At 64.6% G+C, this 17,932-nt stretch carries 17 protein-coding genes; 10 read left to right on the top strand and 7 right to left on the bottom strand.

Features of this window, described 5'->3' with window-relative positions:
* Positions 1 to 50: 50 nt before the first annotated feature.
* From RGUI_RS22225 to RGUI_RS16375, 4 genes are read left to right on the top strand one after another with little or no spacing between them, the layout of a single operon-like run.
* Positions 51 to 662: a deoxyribodipyrimidine photo-lyase gene (locus RGUI_RS22225; RefSeq protein ID WP_253798545.1), complete on the top strand. Its 612-nt coding sequence runs from the start codon at positions 51 to 53 to the stop codon at positions 660 to 662.
* Between the two features lie 29 nt (positions 663 to 691).
* The gene (locus RGUI_RS22230) at positions 692 to 1,579 is read left to right on the top strand and encodes an FAD-binding domain-containing protein (RefSeq protein WP_253798548.1); all 888 of its coding nucleotides are present in this window, start codon (positions 692 to 694) and stop codon (positions 1,577 to 1,579) included.
* Positions 1,580 to 1,587: 8 nt separating this feature from the next.
* The gene (locus RGUI_RS16370; protein WP_081536140.1) at positions 1,588 to 1,764 is read left to right on the top strand and encodes a DUF2256 domain-containing protein; all 177 of its coding nucleotides are present in this window, start codon (positions 1,588 to 1,590) and stop codon (positions 1,762 to 1,764) included.
* Between the two features lie 24 nt (positions 1,765 to 1,788).
* The gene (locus RGUI_RS16375) at positions 1,789 to 2,565 is read left to right on the top strand and encodes a gamma-glutamyl-gamma-aminobutyrate hydrolase family protein (protein WP_081534892.1); all 777 of its coding nucleotides are present in this window, start codon (positions 1,789 to 1,791) and stop codon (positions 2,563 to 2,565) included.
* Positions 2,566 to 2,628: 63 nt separating this feature from the next.
* On the opposite strand, the gene RGUI_RS16380 is transcribed toward RGUI_RS16375, so the two are convergent.
* Both RGUI_RS16380 and kynU read right to left on the bottom strand, forming a co-directional pair.
* The gene (locus RGUI_RS16380; RefSeq protein WP_081534894.1) at positions 2,629 to 3,144 is read right to left on the bottom strand and encodes a GNAT family N-acetyltransferase; all 516 of its coding nucleotides are present in this window, start codon (positions 3,142 to 3,144) and stop codon (positions 2,629 to 2,631) included.
* Entirely contained in the window at positions 3,102 to 4,295 is a 1,194-nt protein-coding gene (gene kynU, locus RGUI_RS16385; protein ID WP_081534896.1) for a kynureninase, read from the bottom strand. Before kynU ends, RGUI_RS16380 begins: the two co-directional genes overlap by 43 nt.
* 127 nt (positions 4,296 to 4,422) lie before the next feature.
* Here kynU and RGUI_RS16390 point away from each other — a divergent pair, with 127 nt between their 5' ends.
* From RGUI_RS16390 to RGUI_RS16405, 4 genes are all read left to right on the top strand, one after another.
* The gene (locus RGUI_RS16390; protein ID WP_081534898.1) at positions 4,423 to 4,890 is read left to right on the top strand and encodes an isoprenylcysteine carboxylmethyltransferase family protein; all 468 of its coding nucleotides are present in this window, start codon (positions 4,423 to 4,425) and stop codon (positions 4,888 to 4,890) included.
* Between the two features lie 115 nt (positions 4,891 to 5,005).
* The gene (locus RGUI_RS16395; RefSeq protein WP_081534900.1) at positions 5,006 to 6,580 is read left to right on the top strand and encodes a Re/Si-specific NAD(P)(+) transhydrogenase subunit alpha; all 1,575 of its coding nucleotides are present in this window, start codon (positions 5,006 to 5,008) and stop codon (positions 6,578 to 6,580) included.
* Positions 6,581 to 6,595: 15 nt separating this feature from the next.
* Positions 6,596 to 8,029 carry an NAD(P)(+) transhydrogenase (Re/Si-specific) subunit beta gene (locus RGUI_RS16400; RefSeq protein WP_081534902.1) on the top strand — a complete coding sequence of 478 codons (1,434 nt, stop codon included), beginning with the start codon at positions 6,596 to 6,598 and terminating at the stop codon, positions 8,027 to 8,029.
* A gap of 229 nt (positions 8,030 to 8,258) precedes the next feature.
* Positions 8,259 to 9,545, top strand: coding sequence for a DUF3422 family protein (locus RGUI_RS16405; protein WP_081534904.1), 1,287 nt, complete (start codon positions 8,259 to 8,261; stop codon positions 9,543 to 9,545).
* A 6-nt stretch (positions 9,546 to 9,551) separates the two neighbouring features.
* Here the strand turns inward: RGUI_RS16405 and RGUI_RS16410 are convergent, their stop codons facing one another.
* Genes RGUI_RS16410 through RGUI_RS16430 form a run of 5 tightly spaced genes read right to left on the bottom strand, consistent with a single transcriptional unit; the run spans position 9,552 to position 15,281 of the window.
* Complete coding sequence (locus RGUI_RS16410; RefSeq protein ID WP_081534906.1) at positions 9,552 to 10,469, bottom strand: ABC transporter permease; 918 nt, start codon at positions 10,467 to 10,469, stop codon at positions 9,552 to 9,554.
* A complete protein-coding gene (locus tag RGUI_RS16415; RefSeq protein ID WP_081534908.1) occupies positions 10,462 to 11,472 on the bottom strand; it encodes an ABC transporter permease in 1,011 nt (336 codons plus the stop codon). Before RGUI_RS16415 ends, RGUI_RS16410 begins: the two co-directional genes overlap by 8 nt.
* Before the next feature lie 60 nt (positions 11,473 to 11,532).
* Positions 11,533 to 13,230 carry a peptide ABC transporter substrate-binding protein gene (locus RGUI_RS16420; RefSeq protein ID WP_081534910.1) on the bottom strand — a complete coding sequence of 566 codons (1,698 nt, stop codon included), beginning with the start codon at positions 13,228 to 13,230 and terminating at the stop codon, positions 11,533 to 11,535.
* Position 13,231: 1 nt separating this feature from the next.
* The gene (locus RGUI_RS16425; RefSeq protein WP_081534912.1) at positions 13,232 to 14,284 is read right to left on the bottom strand and encodes an ABC transporter ATP-binding protein; all 1,053 of its coding nucleotides are present in this window, start codon (positions 14,282 to 14,284) and stop codon (positions 13,232 to 13,234) included.
* Complete coding sequence (locus RGUI_RS16430) at positions 14,277 to 15,281, bottom strand: ABC transporter ATP-binding protein (RefSeq protein ID WP_081534914.1); 1,005 nt, start codon at positions 15,279 to 15,281, stop codon at positions 14,277 to 14,279. The genes RGUI_RS16425 and RGUI_RS16430 overlap by 8 nt, the downstream gene beginning before the upstream one ends.
* 234 nt (positions 15,282 to 15,515) lie before the next feature.
* Between RGUI_RS16430 and argE the strand changes: the two genes are divergently transcribed.
* Positions 15,516 to 16,682, top strand: a complete 1,167-nt coding sequence (argE, locus tag RGUI_RS16435; RefSeq protein WP_081534915.1) for an acetylornithine deacetylase — start codon at positions 15,516 to 15,518, stop codon at positions 16,680 to 16,682.
* A 5-nt stretch (positions 16,683 to 16,687) separates the two neighbouring features.
* Positions 16,688 to 17,854 carry a M20 aminoacylase family protein gene (locus RGUI_RS16440; protein ID WP_081534917.1) on the top strand — a complete coding sequence of 389 codons (1,167 nt, stop codon included), beginning with the start codon at positions 16,688 to 16,690 and terminating at the stop codon, positions 17,852 to 17,854.
* The last annotated feature ends 78 nt before the right edge of the window (positions 17,855 to 17,932 follow it).

Here is a 17,932-nt window from a genome sequence, read left to right on the forward strand (position 1 = left end):
GCGCAAGATGCCTGCATTGCGCGCAGCGATGTTCGATTTATGTTCCGATCATGGACGTGACGATTCTCTGGTTCAAGCGCGACCTGCGGGTCGCGGATCACCCGGCGCTGGCCGTTGCGGCGGCTGGGGAGGGCGCCGTGCTGCCCCTTTATATCGTTGAGCCCGATTACTGGGCGCTGCCCGACACATCGGCGCGGCAATGGCGGTTCACGGCGGAGTCATTGCGCGATTTGGGGGAAGCGCTGACCGGTCTGGGCGTCCCCTTGCAGGTGGCGGTCGGCGACGCGGTTCAGGTGCTCGACGCTCTGGCGGAGCGTTACCGCGTGGTCCGGTTGGTCAGTCATGAAGAAACCGGAAATGGCTGGACCTATGCGCGCGACAAGGCGGTGGCAGCCTGGGCACGCGGGCGCGGGATCTTGTGGCAGGAATGCCCGCAATCGGGCGTGGTGCGGCGCTTGAAAGGGCGCGACGGGTGGTCGACCGCGCGCGACGGGTTCATGCGGCAGCCAGTGATAGAGGCGCCGAAGGCGCTGCGCGGCCAGCCCGGTCTGGTGCGGGGGCGATCCCGGATGCCCGCGATCTGGGTCTGTCCTTCGATCCCTGCCCCGGACGGCAGAAAGGCGGCCGGGCCGAGGGGCTGGCCCTGCTGGACAGCTTCCTGACGGTGCGGGGACAGGACTATCGCTGCGCCATGTCGTCACCGCTCTCGGGCGCTTCTGCCTGTTCGCGCCTGTCGCCGCATATCGCGCTGGGCACAGTGTCGCTGCGCGAGGTGGAGCAGGCCAATGCGGCCCGGCGGCGCACGGTCAAGGGGACGCGGGACGGCTGGTCCGGCAGCCTGAGAAGCTTCTCGGCGCGTCTGGCCTGGCGCGACCACTTCATGCAAAAGCTGGAGGATGAGCCGGCGTTGGAGGTCCGTTGCCTGCACGCCGCCTATGAGGGCCTGCGCCCGAAGGAGCCGGACGCCGGGCGTCTGGCGGGATGGGAAAAGGGCGAAACCGGCCTGCCCTTTGTCGATGCCTGCATGCGGTATCTGATCCATACCGGCTGGCTGAACTTCCGGATGCGCTCGATGCTGATGGCCGTGGCTTCTTACCACCTTTGGCTCGATTGGCGCAGCACCGGCCCGCATCTGGCGCGGATGTTCACCGATTACGAGCCCGGCATTCACTGGCCGCAGGTGCAGATGCAGTCAGGCACGACGGGGATGAACACGATCCGCATCTATAACCCCGTCAAGCAGGGCCATGATCAGGACCCGACCGGCGAATTCACCCGCAAATGGGTGCCGGAACTTGCCGAGGTCCCCGATGAATACCTGCAGGAGCCGTGGACATGGGACGGGGCACGCCGCCTTCTCGGGCGGCGCTATCCCGCGCCGGTCGTCGATGTGGCCGCCGCGGCACGCGCCGCGCGAGAGGCCGTCTGGGCCGTGCGCAGACGCGATGGTTTCCGGGAGGAGGCTGCGCGGATCGTCACGCGCCATGCCTCTCGCAAGGATGGGGCGGGGCGGTTCGTCAATGACAGGGCACCGCGGCGAAAGCGTGGCGATGCGCGGCAGATGAGCCTTGATCTGTAATGGCGAAGATGCGGCGGAAGGGCGATTTGCCGTCGAAAGTCTGTGGCGCCTGCGGCCGGCCTTTCGCGTGGCGGAAGAAATGGGCAAAGAACTGGGAGTCGGTGCGCTATTGCTCCGACCGCTGCCGCAGAGGGCATGTGCGCGCCGGTGACTGTTCCCAAGGCGAAAAAGGGCCTATATCCTGAGGCAGGGCAACAGGAGAGGACCACATGGCGCGCCCCCGGGTCGGCATCATCGGCAACAGTTATCTGATCAACGACGAATACCCCGCCCATGCCGGCGGCACGATGAATTCCGAGGCTGTGGCGGAGGTTTCCCACGCCATGCCGCTGCTGATCCCTGCCGATCCCCGGTTTGTCTCCGTTCCCGAACTGCTGGAGAGCTTCGACGGGTTCCTGTTCACCGGCGGGCGCCCGAATGTGCATCCCGAAGAATATGGCGAGGCTGCGACCGAGGCCCACGGTGCCTTTGACCGGGCGCGCGACGCCATCGCCCTGCCTTTGATCCGCGCACTTGTTGATCGCGGACAGCCGCTCTTCGGCATTTGCCGCGGCTTTCAGGAGGTCAATGTCGCTATGGGCGGCAGCCTGTACCCCGAGATCCGGGAGTTGCCGGGGCGGATGAATCACCGGATGCCGCCCGACGGCACGCTGGAAGAAAAATTCGCCCTGCGTCACAAGGTGACGTTCACCGAGGGGGGCGTGTTCCACCGTATCCTTGGGGCGACCGAGGTCATGACCAACACGCTGCACGGGCAGGGCATCAAGACACCGGGCCCTCGGATTGTGATCGAGGGGCACGCGCCCGACGGCACGCCCGAGGCACTGCATGTGGCCGACGCCCCCGGTTTCGCCATCGCGGTGCAGTGGCACCCCGAATACAAGGCCGCCTGTGATCCTGTCTCCCGCCCCTTGTTCGAGGCCTTCGGGCGCGCGGTGGCCGCTTGGGCCGCGGGGGAGCGGACATCGGTTCTGCGCACGGCCTGATCTCTCTCCGGCCCGCGTTCGGTGGGATTTCTCTACGTTGGCCGAACTGATGGGGCCAGCCCGTCAGGGTGCCGCGGCCAGCGACAATTCCATTCGGAAATTCGTCAGAGCCACGCCATGTCGGATCACACTCTGGCGTGCGGTTTCGCGCCAGCCGAGATGGGCGAAGACCGGGCGCGCGACGAGGCTGGCCTCGGTCGAGAGAAGCGACAGGTTCGCGGAGCGCGCAGCGTCCAGAACACGATCATGCAAAAGCCGCCCGACACCTTGGCCCATGACATCGGGTGCCACATAGGCGAGGTCGAGATAGCCGTCCGGACCAAGTGTCATGAAACTCAGTACATGGCCGAAACGCTCGGCGATCAGGGTCGTTCCTGCCAGCAGGCGCGCCTCCCAGTCGGCCGGGGGCGCGGTGGAGGGCGCCCAGGCGGCGCGTTCCTCGGCCGAGTAGGCCGCGCGCGCCCCCCGATGCACCGCGGCGTGGAATACCGCGAAACAGGCCGGCCCATCGCCCGGTCGGACGGGCCGCAGGCCGGTCAGGTGACGGCGGCGCGGGCCCGATAGGCGGGGTCGTCCCATGCGCGGGTCTCCATCACATGTCCAAGGATCTCGGCGGCGCGGCGGATGTCTTCCTCTCCGACATAGAGTGGCGCGATGCCGAAACGCATGATGTCGGGCGCGCGGAAGTCGCCGATCACGCCACGGGCGATCAGGGCCTGCATGGCGGCATAGCCTTCCGCGAAGCGGAACGAGACCTGGCTGCCGCGGCGTTCGGGATCGCGGGGGGAGGCAAGCGCCAGCATGGGGCAGCGGGCCTCGACCTCTGCGATGAAAAGCTCCGTCAACGCGATCGACCGGCGGCGCAGCGCGGTCATGTCGACCCGATCCCAGATGTCCAGGGAAGCCTCCAGCGCGGCCATCTGCAGCACCGGCGGCGTGCCGACGCGCATCCGCTCGACCCCCGCACCGGGCCTGTAGGCAAGATCGAAGTCGAAGGGTGCGGCGTGGCCGAGCCATCCCGACAGCGCCGGACGGACCGTATCGGCATGGCGGGGGGCGACATAGATGAAGGCGGGGCCGCCCGGCCCGGCATTGAGATACTTGTAGGTACAGCCGGCGGCGAAATCGGCCCCGCCCCCCGCGACATCGACGGGCAAGGCCCCCGCGGAATGGGCCAGATCCCAGATCGCCAGCGCGCCCGCGTCATGGGCGGCGCGGGTCAGCGCGGGCATGTCATGGCGCCGCCCGGTGCGATAGTCGACCTCGGTCAACATCAGCACGGCAACCTCTTCGGTGATGTGGTCGGCAACCTCTTCGGGGGCCACTGTCACCAGGCGGTGCCCTTGGCCCAGCGTCTCGATCAGCCCCTCGGCCATATAAAGATCGGTTGGGAAATTGCCGCTATCGCTGAGGATCACCCGGCGGTCCGGCCGCATCTGCAGGGCGGCGGCGAGTGCCTGATAGATCTTGATCGACAGCGTGTCGCCCAGAATCGTGCTGCCCGGTTCTGCCCCGATCAGCCGCCCGATCCGGTCGCCAAGGGCACGCGGCATCGCCATCCAGCCTGCCCGGTTCCAACCGGTAATGACCATCTCTCCCCATTCCTGTTCCACCGTCCGGGCCAGCCGGGCGGATGTCGCCCTGGGCAGGGGCCCCAGCGAATTGCCGTCGAGGTAGATCACCCCGTCCGGCAGGTGGAAAAGCGCGCGGGTCGCGTCGAAATCGGTCATGGGCCGGCCCTCCTGACAGCGATGGTTCGCCCAGTTGTGACATTTCCGCAAGGGATTGGGCGATTCTGCATCTTGATCGGGCAGTATGTGCACGACTAAACCGGCGCGACGTGATTGGGGAGGCACGATGAAGAAACGACTGCACATCCCGCTGCACTATCTGGAACTGCCGCCCGTCTGGCTGGCCGTGTTCGCGGCGCTGGCCTGGGGGCAGGCGCAGATCCTGCCGATGACCGTGCTGGGCCTGTTCGGTGATATCGCCGGTTATGTGCTGGTGGGGGCCGGGTTGGTGGTGTCGGGCTACGCGGCGCTGCATTTCCTGCTGGAGCGGACCTCGCTGATCCCGCGGGAAAAGCCCGACACGCTGGTGACGACGGGCATGTATCGCTTCTCCCGCAACCCGATCTACCTTGCGGATGCGGCGATCCTGACCGGGCTGATCCTGATCTGGGATGCGATCCCCAGCCTGATCCTTGTCCCGGTCTTCATCAAGCTGATCGAATGGCGATTCATCCACCGGGAAGAGGCCCTGATCCGCGACCATTTCGGCGAGGCGTTCGACGCCTATTGCGCCCGGGTGCGGCGTTGGATCTGACGAAATCCAACGGCAGATCCGGCATGTTCGCGATCTGCTTGTGAAACAATGTTGCGCAATGGTATTAGGCGTCCTGACCTGAAGCGGCCATTGCCTGAAAGAGGGGACGAGACACGTGAAAATCGGCGCACCGAAGGAGATTGCGGCGGGCGAGGCGCGGGTGGCCATGACGCCCGACAGCGCGCTGCAATTGCAGAAGCTGGGTTATGACTGCCTGATTGAAACCGGCGCGGGGGAGGCGGCGGGCTTCCACGACTCCGCTTATGTCGATGCGGGTGTCGAGGTCGTGCATACCGCCGCGGCGCTTTGGCAGGCGGCCGACATCGTGGCCAAGGTTCGCGAACCCGAGGATGCAGAGGTCGAGCATCTGCGCAAGGGCCAGACGCTGATCAGCTTTTTCTGGCCGGCGCAGAACGAAGCGCTTCTGGAAAAGTGCAAGGCCAGGGGCGCCAATGTCATCGCGATGGACATGGTGCCGCGGATTTCCCGTGCGCAGAAGATGGATGCGCTGTCGTCCATGGCGAATATCGCGGGCTACCGCTCTGTCATCGAGGCGGGGAACAATTTCGGCCGCTTCTTCACCGGTCAGGTGACCGCCGCGGGCAAGGTGCCGCCGGCAAAGGTTCTGGTCGTGGGCGCGGGTGTGGCCGGTCTGGCCGCCATCGGCACGGCGACGTCGCTGGGCGCGATGGTCTATGCCTTCGACGTCCGCCCCGAAGTGGCAGAACAGATCGAATCTATGGGGGCGGAATTCGTCTTCCTCGACTTCGAGGAACAGGCGCAGGACGGGGCCGCGACCGGCGGCTATGCCGCGCCGTCCAGCCCCGAGTTCCGGGAAAAGCAGCTTGAGAAATTCCGCGAGCTTGCGCCGGATATGGACATCGTCATTACCACCGCGCTGATCCCGGGACGTCCGGCGCCCAAGCTGTGGCTGGAGGACATGGTCCTGGCGATGAAGCCGGGGTCTGTCGTCGTGGACCTCGCTGCGGAGAAGGGTGGCAACTGCGACCTGACCGTTGCCGGCGAAAAGGTCGTCAGCGAAAACGGCGTGACTGTCGTCGGCTACACCGACTTCCCCAGCCGCATGGCGACACAGTCGTCCACGCTCTATTCCACCAACATCCGCCACATGATGACCGACCTGACGCCCGAGAAGGACGGCAAGGTCTTGCACAACATGGAGGATGACGTCATCCGCGGTGCGACGGTGACCTATGAGGGGGAGATCACCTTCCCGCCGCCGCCGCCGAAGGTGAAGGCGATAGCCGCCGCGCCGAAGAAGGACAAGCCCAAGGAACTGACGCCGGAAGAGAAGAAGGCGCAGGAAGCGGCGGCGTTCCGCAAGCAGACGATCACGCAGGTGGGTCTCTTGGGTCTTGGCGGTGCGCTCCTGCTGGGTGTCGGGCTCGTGGCGCCAGCCAGCTTCATGCAGCATTTCATCGTGTTCGTGCTGGCGGTCTTTGTCGGCTTCCAGGTGATCTGGAATGTCAGCCATTCGCTGCACACGCCGCTGATGGCGATCACCAACGCGATCTCGTCGATCATCATCCTCGGCGCCCTGATGCAGATCGGGTCCGGGTCGTTCCTGGTGATCATCCTTGCCGCGCTGGCCGTCTTCATGGCCGGGATCAACATCTTCGGCGGCTTCCTCGTGACACGGCGCATGCTCGCCATGTTCCAGAAATCGTAAAGGGGGGTGGAGACCATGGAATTCGGCTTCACGACGGCGGCCTATGTGGTCGCGGCTGTTCTCTTCATCCTCGCGCTGGGCGGGCTGTCGGGACAGGAAAGCGCCAAGCGCGCGATCTGGTACGGTATCGTCGGCATGGCGCTGGCCGTGGCGGCGACGCTGACCGGCCCGGGACAGGGCCTTTGGTACGTCTCGCTGGTGATGATCGCCGGCGGCGCGGCCATCGGTTACCAGCTGGCCACCAAGGTGCAGATGACCCAGATGCCCGAGCTTGTGGCGATCATGCACTCGCTGGTCGGTCTGGCGGCGGTCTTTGTCGGCTTTAACGCCGATATCGAGCTTGGCCGGGTGCTGGCGATGGACGACACGGCGCGCGAGGCCCTGACCGGCTTTGCCGCGATCCTCGCCCACAAGACACCGGTCGAGGTCAACATCCTGCGCGTCGAACTGGTGCTTGGCATCTGGATCGGGGCAGTGACCTTCACCGGGTCGGTCATCGCCTATGGCAAACTGGCGGGCAAGGTGAACTCGGCTGCGAAGAAGCTGCCGGGCGGTCATGCCCTGAATGCCACCGCGGCGCTTCTGTCGCTGGCGTTGGCGGCGTGGTACTTCACCGGCGGCGGTTTCCTTGCGCTGTTCCTGCTGACGCTCTGTGCGCTGTTCATCGGCTACCACCTGATCATGGGGATCGGCGGGGCGGACATGCCTGTCGTGGTCTCGATGCTCAACTCCTATTCGGGCTGGGCGGCCGCGGCGATCGGCTTCAGCCTCGGCAATGACTTGCTGATCGTGGTCGGTGCACTCGTCGGCTCCTCCGGTGCGATCCTGTCCTACATCATGTGTCGCGCCATGAACCGGCATTTCGTCAGCGTGATCCTGGGCGGCTTTGGCGGCACAGGCGGCCCCGCGGCCGAGGTCGAGGGCGAGATGATCGCCATCGAGGCAGAGGGCGTGGCCAACGCGCTTGAAGATGCTGACAGCGTCATCATTGTGCCGGGTTACGGCATGGCCGTGGCGCAGGCGCAAAACGCCGTGTCGATCCTGACCGAGCATCTGCGCAAGCAGGGCAAGAGCGTGCGTTTCGCCATCCACCCGGTCGCCGGCCGCCTGCCGGGGCACATGAACGTGCTTCTGGCCGAGGCCAAGGTGCCCTATGACATCGTGCTGGAGATGGACGAGATCAACGACGACTTCCCCAACACGGATGTGGTCATCGTCATCGGCTCCAACGACATCGTGAACCCCGCGGCGCAGGACGACCCGAACTCGCCCATCGCCGGCATGCCGGTTCTGGAAGTGTGGAAATCCAAGCAGGTCATCGTCATGAAGCGGGGCAAGGGCACCGGCTATTCGGGCATCGAGAACCCGCTGTTCTTCAAGGACAACACGCGGATGTTCTATGGCGACGCGAAGGCCAGCCTCGACAAGCTTCTGGCGCTGGTCCGCTGAAGGCAACACCATACCCGTAACGGGCGCCCCGCTTCGGCGGGGCGTTTTCGTTCGGGGCGCCGGGACCTGGATTGCGCGCCTGCGGCGCACGCCTTTTCCCGGCCCGTGCCGGGCCGGCGGATCGGGTATTTTTCCCAAGAAGAAGGGGTAGGGCGCGCATGGCCGCGTTTACAACGGCGCGATCTGCGCTAGAGCTTTCAGGGACTGCGCAAGAAAGGCCACCGCCCCCATGAGCTCCATCGAGGATCACCCGCTGCGTTACATGCTCACCAACGAGCTGCACGCACGCCCGTTCCCGGAACTTGAACCGCCCTGCCACGCCGCGTTTCTGGCGATCAAGCCGCCGAAGGACGCCGTCAACCGGGACCGGAACGCCGACCGGGCGCATCTGATCAATCTGCTGGACCGCTTCGGTGCCCAGCATCCCAAGCCGGACGACACGCATTTCTTCGGCAAGATGGGGCGCCACAAGATCAAGTGGGAAAGCCATACCGAGTTCGTCACCTACACGATCTTCACGCCCTTCGTGGCCGACCGTCCGTTCGATCCGGCGATGTTCGAGGTATTTCCCGACGATTGGCTGGAACAGGCCCCGGGCAAGCGCCTGACCTCGGCCCTGATCCGGGTGGAGCAGTTGCAGGACGGGCGCGATGACATCGAGGACCGGCTGGCGGAATGGTTCGTGCCCGAAAGCCTGTCGGCGTCCTCGATCCTCGACAATGCCGCGGTGATGGCGACCGATTTCCGGATCGACAGCGGCGGGCATATGCGCATGGCCGTGTTCGCCCGGCCAGGCATCGGGGCGCGGCGCGTGGGTCGCGTCGTGCAGCGCATGACCGAGATCGAGACCTACAAGGCGATGTCGATGCTGGGCCTGCCGCGGGCGCGGATGCTCAAGGCGCGACTGGCCGAGATCGACCCGCAATTGTCGGATCTGATGGCAGAGATGTCCGTGGGCATGCGCGGGGCGGAAGAAACGCTGAGCCATCTGCTGGACGTCTCGACCGAGCTTGAACTGATCCAGGCGCAAAGCGCGTACCGTTTTTCGGCGACCGTGGCCTATGAGGCGCTGGTCCACCAGCGGATCGAGGTTCTGCGCGAGGAACGCTTTGCCCATCGCCAGACCTTTCGCGAATTCATGATGCGCCGGTATGACCCGTCCATGCGAACCGTCAAAGCGGCCGAGGCGCAGCTTGATTCAATGACCCGCCGGGCGGTGCGCGCGGCGAACCTTCTGCGAACCAGCGTGGATGTGGAACGGTCGGCACAGAACCAGAAGCTTCTGGAAAGCATGGACCGGCGTGCGGACATGCAGTTGCGGCTGCAGCGCACGGTGGAAGGGCTGTCGATCGTCGCGATCAGCTATTACGCGGTCAGCCTTGTGTCCTACCTGATCTATCCGCTGGCCGACGCGGTCGACATGTCCAAGGGGATGCTGACGGCGATTGTCACGCCCTTCGTCGTGTTTGCCGTCTGGCTGATGATCCGGCGGATACGGAAGGAAATCGAGCACTGAGCCCGGTCACCGCCCGCGGATCCGCGGGTCGAGCGCGTCGCGCAACCCGTCGCCCATGTAGTTCACGCTGAGCACCGTGAGCGAGATGGCAAGCCCGGGCCAGATCACGCGTTCGGGGTATTGCTGCAAGTAGTCCGTCGCGTCGAACAGCAGTCGGCCCCATGTGGGAAAGTCCGACGGGAAGCCGAGGCCGAGGAACGACAGCGCGCTTTCAGTGATGATCGCGTTGGCGATGCCCAGCGTGGCCGAGACCATGATCGGCGACAGCACATTGGGCAGGACATGCCGCGTGATCATCCGGTGCGATGGCGTGCCGATAGAGCGCGCGGCAAGGACGAATTCGCGCTCCTTCAGTGCCAGAACGTCACCGCGCACGATCCGCGCGGTCTGCATCCAGGACGTGATCCCGATGACGAACACGATCAGGATGAAGATGCCGCCCTCTGGCCCGAAGGCCGCGCGCAGCGCATCGCGGAACAGCATGATGATGACCAGCAACAGGGGCAGCAGCGGCAGGGCGAGAAACAGGTCGGTCAGACGCATCAAGGGGCCGTCGAGGCGTTTGAAATAGCCGGCCAGCACGCCGATGAAGGTGCCGAGGATCAGCGCAAGCGCCATTGCGGTCATGCCCACGGCCAATGACACCTGTCCACCCGCGAGCATGCGGGCAAAGGTATCGCGGCCCAGCTGATCGGTTCCGAAAGGATGGGCGAAGCTGGGCCCCTGATTGCGCGCGCGGATGTCGATATAGGTGGGGTCGATGGTCCAGAGCCACGGCCCAAGGAAACACGCAAACAGGATCGCCGCGAAGAAGGCCGCGCCCATCAGCGCGCCCTTGTGTGTCTTGAACTGGTCCCAGACATCCAGCCACTGGTTGCGCGGAGGGCGGATCGTCTCGGTCTCGGAATAGGCGCTGTCAGTCATAGCGGATCCTCGGGTCAAGGAGGCCGTAGAGGATATCGGCGATCAGGTTGAACAGGACGATCAGCACCGCGAAGATGAAGGTCAGCGTCTGCACCGTCGGCACGTCGCCCCCCTGGATCGCGATGATCAGAAGTTGGCCGATCCCGTTCACCTTGAACACCTGTTCGGTGATGATCGCGCCGCCAAAGACGGTTGGCACCCCCAGCGCGATGACGGTGACCACCGGGATCATCGAATTGCGCAGCACATGAACCAGCACCACCACCTGTTCGGTCAGCCCCTTGGCGCGGGCCGTGCGCACATAGTCCTGGTTAAGGTTGTCGAGCATCGAGGCCCGCATGAACCGGCTGATCTGCGCGGCGTTGTATAGCGCCAGAACCGCGACCGGCATGATCATCTGCTTGACCTGAAAGACGAAGGACGACCAGTCGGTCACCTGATGCGTGGTATCGTAGATCGACGGGAACCAGCCCAGTTCGACCGAGAAGACCACGATCAGCAGAACGCCGGTGAAGAAGGTCGGCACCGAGAAGCCCACCATCGACACGAAGGTCCCCGCCTGGTCGAAGATGCTGTATTGCCGATAGGCCGATATGATACCAATGGGCAGCGCGATCAGGACACCGACCACATAGGACGTGCCCACCACCCACAGCGTCTGCGGCAGGCGCTGGACGATCAGGTCGGCCACCGGGCTGCGGGTCTGCCATGACAGGATGCGCTGCATGTCCTCGCTGGCAAGGGTCCAGCCGAAAGCCTCGTCCAGCATGTGCAGCGGTTCGTAGATGAAGAATTGCCTGAGCCAGAGCAGGTAGCGCACCAGCAAGGGTTCGTTCAGGCCCAGCGATTCCCGGATTTGGGCGCGCACCTCGGACGGGATCGACAGCGGCAGGTTGGCGGTGGGATCGCTGGGCGCCAGCGTCACCACAAGGAAGATGATCAGACTGATGACCAGAAGCGTCGGGATCGCGATCAGCAGACGGCGGATCGTGTAGGTGAACATTACGGCGCCTCGGGGCAGAAGTCTGGGAAGGGGCGCGCCGTCCGGCGCGCCCCGATAGGTTTACTTGATGCGGTACCAGTCTGCCGCGTTCCACAGCTCGCTGTCCCAGGTGTTCAGGATCACGCCACCAAGGCTGTTGGAATGGGCAGACACCCGGCCGCGATCGACCAGCGGCAGCAGGGCATAGTCCTGCATCAACATGTCATTCATGGCCTTGGCCAGTTCCGCCCGCTTCTCCAACTCGCCGGTCGTGGCCATCTCTGCCACCAGCGCGTCATAGGCTTCGGTGCAGTAGCGGTTGATGTTGTTGCCCTGCCACTGGGTTTCCGGGCTGGGGATTTCCTTGCACAGCCAGTTGGCCATGTAGGACTCGGGGTCGGTGCCGTCGAAGTTGTTGGCGTACATCTCGACATCGGCATAGAACTTCTGGAACGTATCCGGGCTGCCCGGATCGCCGCCGAAGAAGACTGATGCGTCGATATTGCGCAATTCGGTTTCCACGCCGATTTCCGACCACCACTGCTTGATCAGGGCCTGGAAATCCTGGCGCACGGCGTTGGTGGAGGTCTGGTAGAGAATACTCAGCCGCATGCCGTCCTTCACGCGCACGCCGTCGGCGCCGGGCACCCAGCCGGCTTCGTCCAACAGCTTCTTGGCGCCTTCGATGTCCTGTACAAGGCAGGCGTCATTGGCGGTGGAGCGGTAGATTTCCGGCGCAGGCAGCACGTTGCAGGTGGCACGCCCGGCTTCGCCATAGCCGATCTCGGTCAGCAGTTCCCGGTCGATGGCCATCGACAGCGCCTTGCGCACGGCCATGTCGGTCAGGAACGGGTGCGGGTGATCCACGGTCGACCGGCGGTCGCCATGACTGGGCGCAGGATCGGTGAAGTTGATCATGATCCGCTCCACCAGTGTGCCGAAGCCCGACACGATCTGGCCCTTGCCGGCACCTGCCATGTTAGCCAGCACATCGGGCGCCAGCTGCAGGTTCCACGCGTAGTCGAACTCGCCCGTTTCCAGAACCGAGCGGCCCGCGGCCATCGCATCGCCGCCGCCCTTGAAGGTGACAGTCGCAAAGGCGGGTTTGGCCGGATCGCGATAGTTCGGATTGGCCTTCATCTGGATCACGTCATTGGGCCGGAAATCGGTGACCGTGAAGGGGCCGGTGCCTTGCGGCATGAAGTTGGCATCGGTGCATTCGGGCGCCTTGGCGCCGAGGCAGTCCGCGAACTGCGCGGCCTGAATGATCGGGGCCTGTGCGCCCACGAACGGGCCATAGGGGAAGGGTTTCGCCACGCTGAAATGCACGATTGCGGTCAACTCGTCCGGTGTTTCGACATCGGCCACGTCGTTGTATTTCTCGGACTGGGCGCAGCCGCCGCCCTCTGCGGTGCAGTATTGCCATGAGAACTTGACGTCCGCGGAGGTGACGGGCGAGCCATCGGCCCATTTCAGGCCCGGCTTCAGCTTCCATGTCACGGTCTTGAGGTCTGCCGACACGCCGCCATTCTCGACGGTCGGGATGCTCTCGGCAAGGAACGGCACCATGTTGCCGTCCTGATCATAGCGGGCAAGCGGTTCCAGAACGAGGGAGGCGGCCTCAAGCTCCTTGGTGCCGCCCGACAGGTAGGGGTTCATCGTCGAGGGCGCCTGCCAGTAGATAATGTTCACCTGCCCGTCGCTGCCGCGTTCGGCGAAGGCGGCCGGCGCGAGGGCGGTCACCGCAGCAGCGCCCAGAAGCGCGTGTCTCAGTTTCATGTCAACCTCCGTGTTGGGTGTTCGGTTGGGCCGTTGTTGCCGCCTTGCCGGCGGGTTCTGCATGGTCGGGGTCGTGCAGGTGGCAGGCCACCACGTGGCCGGGCCTGATCTCGCGCATCTCGGGGTCGATCCGGCGGCAGATATCCATAACCTTGGGGCAGCGGGTGCAGAAGTTGCAGCCTTCGGGCGGATTGGCGGGCGAGGGCACATCGCCTTTCAGGATGATGTGGCGGCGCCGGGCCTCGATATTGGGGTCGGGTTCGGGCACCGCGGACAAAAGCGCCTGCGTATAGGGGTGCAGCGGTTCGCCATAAAGCGCGTCGCGTGGCGCAAGTTCGACGACCTTGCCCAGATACATCACCGCCACCCGGTCGGCGATGTGGCGCACCATCGACAGATCGTGGCTGATGAACAGGTAGGTCAGACCGAACTGCTTTTGCAGATCTTCAAGCAGGTTCACCACCTGCGCCTGGATCGACACGTCCAGTGCGGCGATGGGTTCGTCGCAGACGATGAAGCCCGGATTCAGCGCAAGCGCCCGGGCAATGCCGATCCGCTGCCGCTGGCCGCCGGAAAATTCATGCGGATAGCGGTTGGCGAAATTGCGGTTCAGGCCGACGGCGTCCATCAATTCGTAGATGCGATCGAGTTTTTTCTGGCGCGACAGGCGCGTGTGTTCGTCCAGCGGTTCGCCGATGATGCGGGCCACGGTCATGCGGGGGTTCAGGCTCGCCTGCGGGTCCTGAAACACCATCTGCATCTTCGGCCGCTTGGCGCGCAAGGTCTGCTGGCCGGCATCGCCGATCTCTTCGCCGTCGATGCGGATGGAGCCCGAGGTGATATCGTAAAGCCGCAGGATCGCCCGGCCGCAGGTGGATTTCCCGCAACCGGATTCGCCCACAAGCCCCAGTGTCTCCCGCTCGTAGATGTCGAAGCTGACCCCATCGACGGCGCGTACCTCTCCCACCCGGCGGCGCAGGATGCCGCCAAAGATCGGGAAGTGCATCTTGAGATCGCGGACCTCCACCAGCTTGCGGGCGCTGACGTCAAACATTGCGCGGGGCCCCTGTGCCGATGTCCCAGAAACAGGCGGCATCATGGCCGAGGCCGACCGCCACGCGGGGCGGGTTCTGGGCATTGCAAAGCTCGAACCGATAGGCGCAGCGCGCGCGGAACGGACAGGCCCGCGGCGGGGCGGACAAGACGGGCGGCTGGCCCTCGATCACCTTCAGTCGTTCGGCGCGCTCCCCCGTGACATGGGGCACGGTCTTGAGAAGCGCATGGGTATAGGGATGCTGGGGATTGGCGAACAGGTCCTTCACCGGCGCCTGTTCGACGATCTGCCCGCCATACATGACGATGACCCTGTCCGCGATGCCGGCGATCACCCCAAGGTCATGCGTGATCCAGATCACCGACATGCCCAGTTGCTGGCGCAGCTTCTTCATCAGGTCGAGGATTTGCGCCTGGATCGTGACATCGAGCGCCGTGGTCGGTTCGTCGGCGATCAGCACCTCCGGATCGCAGGCCAGTGCGATGGCTATCATAACGCGCTGACGCATGCCCCCGGAAAACTGATGCGGGTAATCGTCAAGCCGCCGCTTCGCATCGGGGATGCCCACAAGTTCCAGCAATTCCTGCGCGCGGGCGCGGGCCTTCGATTTCGACATGCCCAGATGTTTGCGCAGCGGTTCCATCAACTGGTAGCCGACGGTGAAAACCGGGTTCAGGCTGGTCATCGGGTCCTGAAAAACGAAGCCTATGCGCGCGCCGCGAATATCGCGCAAGGTTCGCTCCGGCACCTTCAGCAGGTCCTGCCCGGCGAAATGCACGCTGCCCGACCGCACCTCGGCGGGGGGGCTGGGCAACAGCCCGATCAGCGACATCATCGTGACCGACTTGCCCGACCCGCTTTCCCCCACCACACCCAGAAGTTCACCGGGTTCGAGGTGGAAGTCGACAGAATTGACCGCGTGCACGTCACCCGAGCGGGTGCGAAACACGGTTTGAAGGCCCTTCACATCAAGGATGGGCATTCCCCCGTCGGGCATGGAGTCTCCCTGAACTCTATGTAATCCAACACGAATTCCCGCCGGCCGGTCCCCCCGCCCGATGGCCGTTTACCAAAGTGTTAGCACGTCTTTGCTATCCAGCAACTGGAAACTGCCGATGGAACGGGCGACGTGGCGAAATTTTTGACCTTGTGGTCAATTCATGTGCGCCGGGCCTTGACCTATCGCGTGGGGGCGCTCAGTTTGCGCCCTATAACCGGTTTGGAGCCCCTTATGGCCACGCCGCTTTCCCCGCGCGAACTACTTGAAAAAATTGTCTCTTTTCCCACGGTCAGCCGTGACAGCAACCTGTCCCTGATCGATTGGGTCGAGGACTATCTGACCACCTTTGGAATCCCCGTCACCCGCGTCTGGAATGCCGCCCGGTCGAAGGCGAGCCTTTACGCCATCGCGGGGCCGGCGCAGGACGGGGGCGTGATGCTGTCGGGACATACCGACGTCGTGCCGGTGGACGGCCAGGACTGGTCCACCGATCCGTGGCAGGTGGTGGAGCGTGACGGCCGGCTGTACGGCCGTGGCACCTGTGACATGAAGGGGTTTAACGCGTTGGCGATCTGGGCGCTGGTCCGGGCGCAGACGGAAGGTTTGGCGCTGCCCCTGCAACTGGCGCTTTCCCATGACGAGGAGGTCGGATGCCTTGGCGCCCCGCCGATGATCGAACACATGGCGGCGCAGGGCTTTCCCAAGGCCGCGACCGTGTTCGTGGGGGAGCCGTCGATGATGCAGGTCGTGACCGGGCAAAAGGGCAATATCGGCTTCCACGTTCACATCAAGGGGTTCGAGGTTCACTCCTCGATCATGCATACCGGGGTGTCTGCGGTGATGGAGGCCGCGCGGCTGATCTGCTGGGCCAATGACCGCAACGCCGAGAATGCCGCGCGTGACCCGCAGGGCGACGATGCGTTGTTCGATCCGCCCTGGACCACCGTGCATGTGGGGCAGGTGAACGGGGGAACCGCGCATAACATCACCGCGCTCGACTGCCGGTTCGGGCTCGATTTTCGCTGTGTGCCGTCGGAAGGGGTGGATCGCTGGCGCGACGCCTTCAGGGCCGAGGTCGCGCGGATCGAGGCCGCCATGCAGGCCGTGCGCCCCGAGGCCCATATCGAGCTTGAGGAATATTTCACCGTGCCCGCGCTGACCTCCGAAACCGATGGCTCGGCCGAGGCTTTGGCCCGGCGCCTGACCGGGGACAATGGCACCCATGCGGTCGCTTATGCCACCGAGGCAGGGCAGTTTCAGGAGGGCGGATATTCCACCGTCATCTGCGGCCCCGGCGACATCGCGCAGGCGCATCAACCCGACGAATACATCACCATTGACCAGTTCCGGCAGGGGGAGGCCTTCATGGACCGCCTGCTGACCCATCTCAAGGAGTAGGCCCCATGCCCGTGAAGAACCGCATTGCCGACATGCATGATGAAATCACCGCCTGGCGGCGCGACATCCACGAACATCCCGAACTGATGTATGACCTGCCGCGGACGTCGGCGCTTGTGGCGGAAAAGCTGCGCGCTTTCGGCTGCGACGAGGTGGTGGAAGGGATCGGGCGCACCGGCGTTGTCGGCGTCATCAAGGGCAAGTCGGACAGCAAGGGCCGGGTGATCGGGTTGCGCGCCGACATGGATGCCCTGCCGATCATCGAGGCGACGGGTCTGCCCTATGCCAGCAAGACCAACGGAAAGATGCATGCCTGCGGCCATGACGGGCATACCGCGATGCTGTTGGGCGCGGCGCGGTATCTGGCCGAGACACGCAATTTCGACGGCACCGCGGTGGTGATCTTCCAACCCGCCGAAGAGGGTGGCGCGGGCGGCAAGGCGATGGTCGATGACGGGCTTATGAGCCGTTTCGGCATTGGCGAGGTCTACGGCATGCACAACATGCCCGGCCTTCCCGTGGGCCGTTTCGCGATCAAGCCGGGGCCGATCATGGCGGCGACGGATGAGTTCGATATTACCGTCACGGGGAAGGGCGGCCATGCCGCCAAGCCCCATGAATGCGTCGACACAACGCTTGTGGCCAGCCATATCGTCGTGGCCCTGCAATCGATCGCGTCGCGCAATGTCGACCCGCTGAAACAGGTGGTGGTGTCGGTCTGCACGTTCAAAACGGAATCCGAGGCGCATAACGTGATCCCGCAGACGGTGTTCCTGAAAGGGACCGTCCGCACGCTGGAGGAAGACGTGCGCGATCTGGCCGAGGCGCGGCTGAAGGCGGTGGCCGAGAATACGGCCGCGGCCTTTGGGGCGGTGGCGGATGTGACCTATCGGCGGGGCTATCCGGTTACCGACAATGCGCCCGACCAGACCGATTTCGCCCGCGAGGTTGCAGATCGGATTGCGGGGCAAGAGGCGTTGGAGACCCCGCCGCTGATGGGGGGCGAGGATTTCAGCTATATGCTGAACGAACGGCCCGGCGCCTATATCTTCCTTGGCAATGGCGATACCGCCTCGGTCCATCACCCCGAATACAACTTCAACGACGACGCCATCCCCTTCGGCTGTTCGTGGTTTGCCGAAATCGTCGAATCGCGGATGCCCGCCGGATGACGGGCGGGACATCTGCGGTATTCGGCCATCTGGTGCGGCTCAACCGACGCGATTAGCCTTTCCCAAACTTGTCGCGGT

Source organism: Rhodovulum sp. P5, assembly GCF_002079305.1.
GTDB lineage: Bacteria > Pseudomonadota > Alphaproteobacteria > Rhodobacterales > Rhodobacteraceae > Rhodovulum.

Excerpts from the sequence above, each read along its gene's own strand:
- RGUI_RS22225 (WP_253798545.1), top strand. The coding sequence starts at position 51 with ATGGACGTGACGATTCTCTGGTTCAAGCGCGACCTGCGGGTCGCGGAT.
- RGUI_RS16410 (WP_081534906.1), bottom strand. The coding sequence starts at position 10,469 with ATGACTGACAGCGCCTATTCCGAGACCGAGACGATCCGCCCTCCGCGC.
- RGUI_RS16390 (WP_081534898.1), top strand. The coding sequence starts at position 4,423 with ATGAAGAAACGACTGCACATCCCGCTGCACTATCTGGAACTGCCGCCC.
- RGUI_RS16440 (WP_081534917.1), top strand. The coding sequence starts at position 16,688 with ATGCCCGTGAAGAACCGCATTGCCGACATGCATGATGAAATCACCGCC.
- RGUI_RS16380 (WP_081534894.1), bottom strand. The coding sequence starts at position 3,144 with ATGGGACGACCCCGCCTATCGGGCCCGCGCCGCCGTCACCTGACCGGC.
- RGUI_RS16400 (WP_081534902.1), top strand. The coding sequence starts at position 6,596 with ATGGAATTCGGCTTCACGACGGCGGCCTATGTGGTCGCGGCTGTTCTC.
- kynU (WP_081534896.1), bottom strand. The coding sequence starts at position 4,295 with ATGACCGATTTCGACGCGACCCGCGCGCTTTTCCACCTGCCGGACGGG.
- RGUI_RS16375 (WP_081534892.1), top strand. The coding sequence starts at position 1,789 with ATGGCGCGCCCCCGGGTCGGCATCATCGGCAACAGTTATCTGATCAAC.
- RGUI_RS16425 (WP_081534912.1), bottom strand. The coding sequence starts at position 14,284 with ATGTTTGACGTCAGCGCCCGCAAGCTGGTGGAGGTCCGCGATCTCAAG.
- argE (WP_081534915.1), top strand. The coding sequence starts at position 15,516 with ATGGCCACGCCGCTTTCCCCGCGCGAACTACTTGAAAAAATTGTCTCT.
- RGUI_RS16420 (WP_081534910.1), bottom strand. The coding sequence starts at position 13,230 with ATGAAACTGAGACACGCGCTTCTGGGCGCTGCTGCGGTGACCGCCCTC.
- RGUI_RS22230 (WP_253798548.1), top strand. The coding sequence starts at position 692 with ATGTCGTCACCGCTCTCGGGCGCTTCTGCCTGTTCGCGCCTGTCGCCG.
- RGUI_RS16370 (WP_081536140.1), top strand. The coding sequence starts at position 1,588 with ATGCGGCGGAAGGGCGATTTGCCGTCGAAAGTCTGTGGCGCCTGCGGC.
- RGUI_RS16405 (WP_081534904.1), top strand. The coding sequence starts at position 8,259 with ATGAGCTCCATCGAGGATCACCCGCTGCGTTACATGCTCACCAACGAG.
- RGUI_RS16415 (WP_081534908.1), bottom strand. The coding sequence starts at position 11,472 with ATGTTCACCTACACGATCCGCCGTCTGCTGATCGCGATCCCGACGCTT.
- RGUI_RS16430 (WP_081534914.1), bottom strand. The coding sequence starts at position 15,281 with ATGCCCGACGGGGGAATGCCCATCCTTGATGTGAAGGGCCTTCAAACC.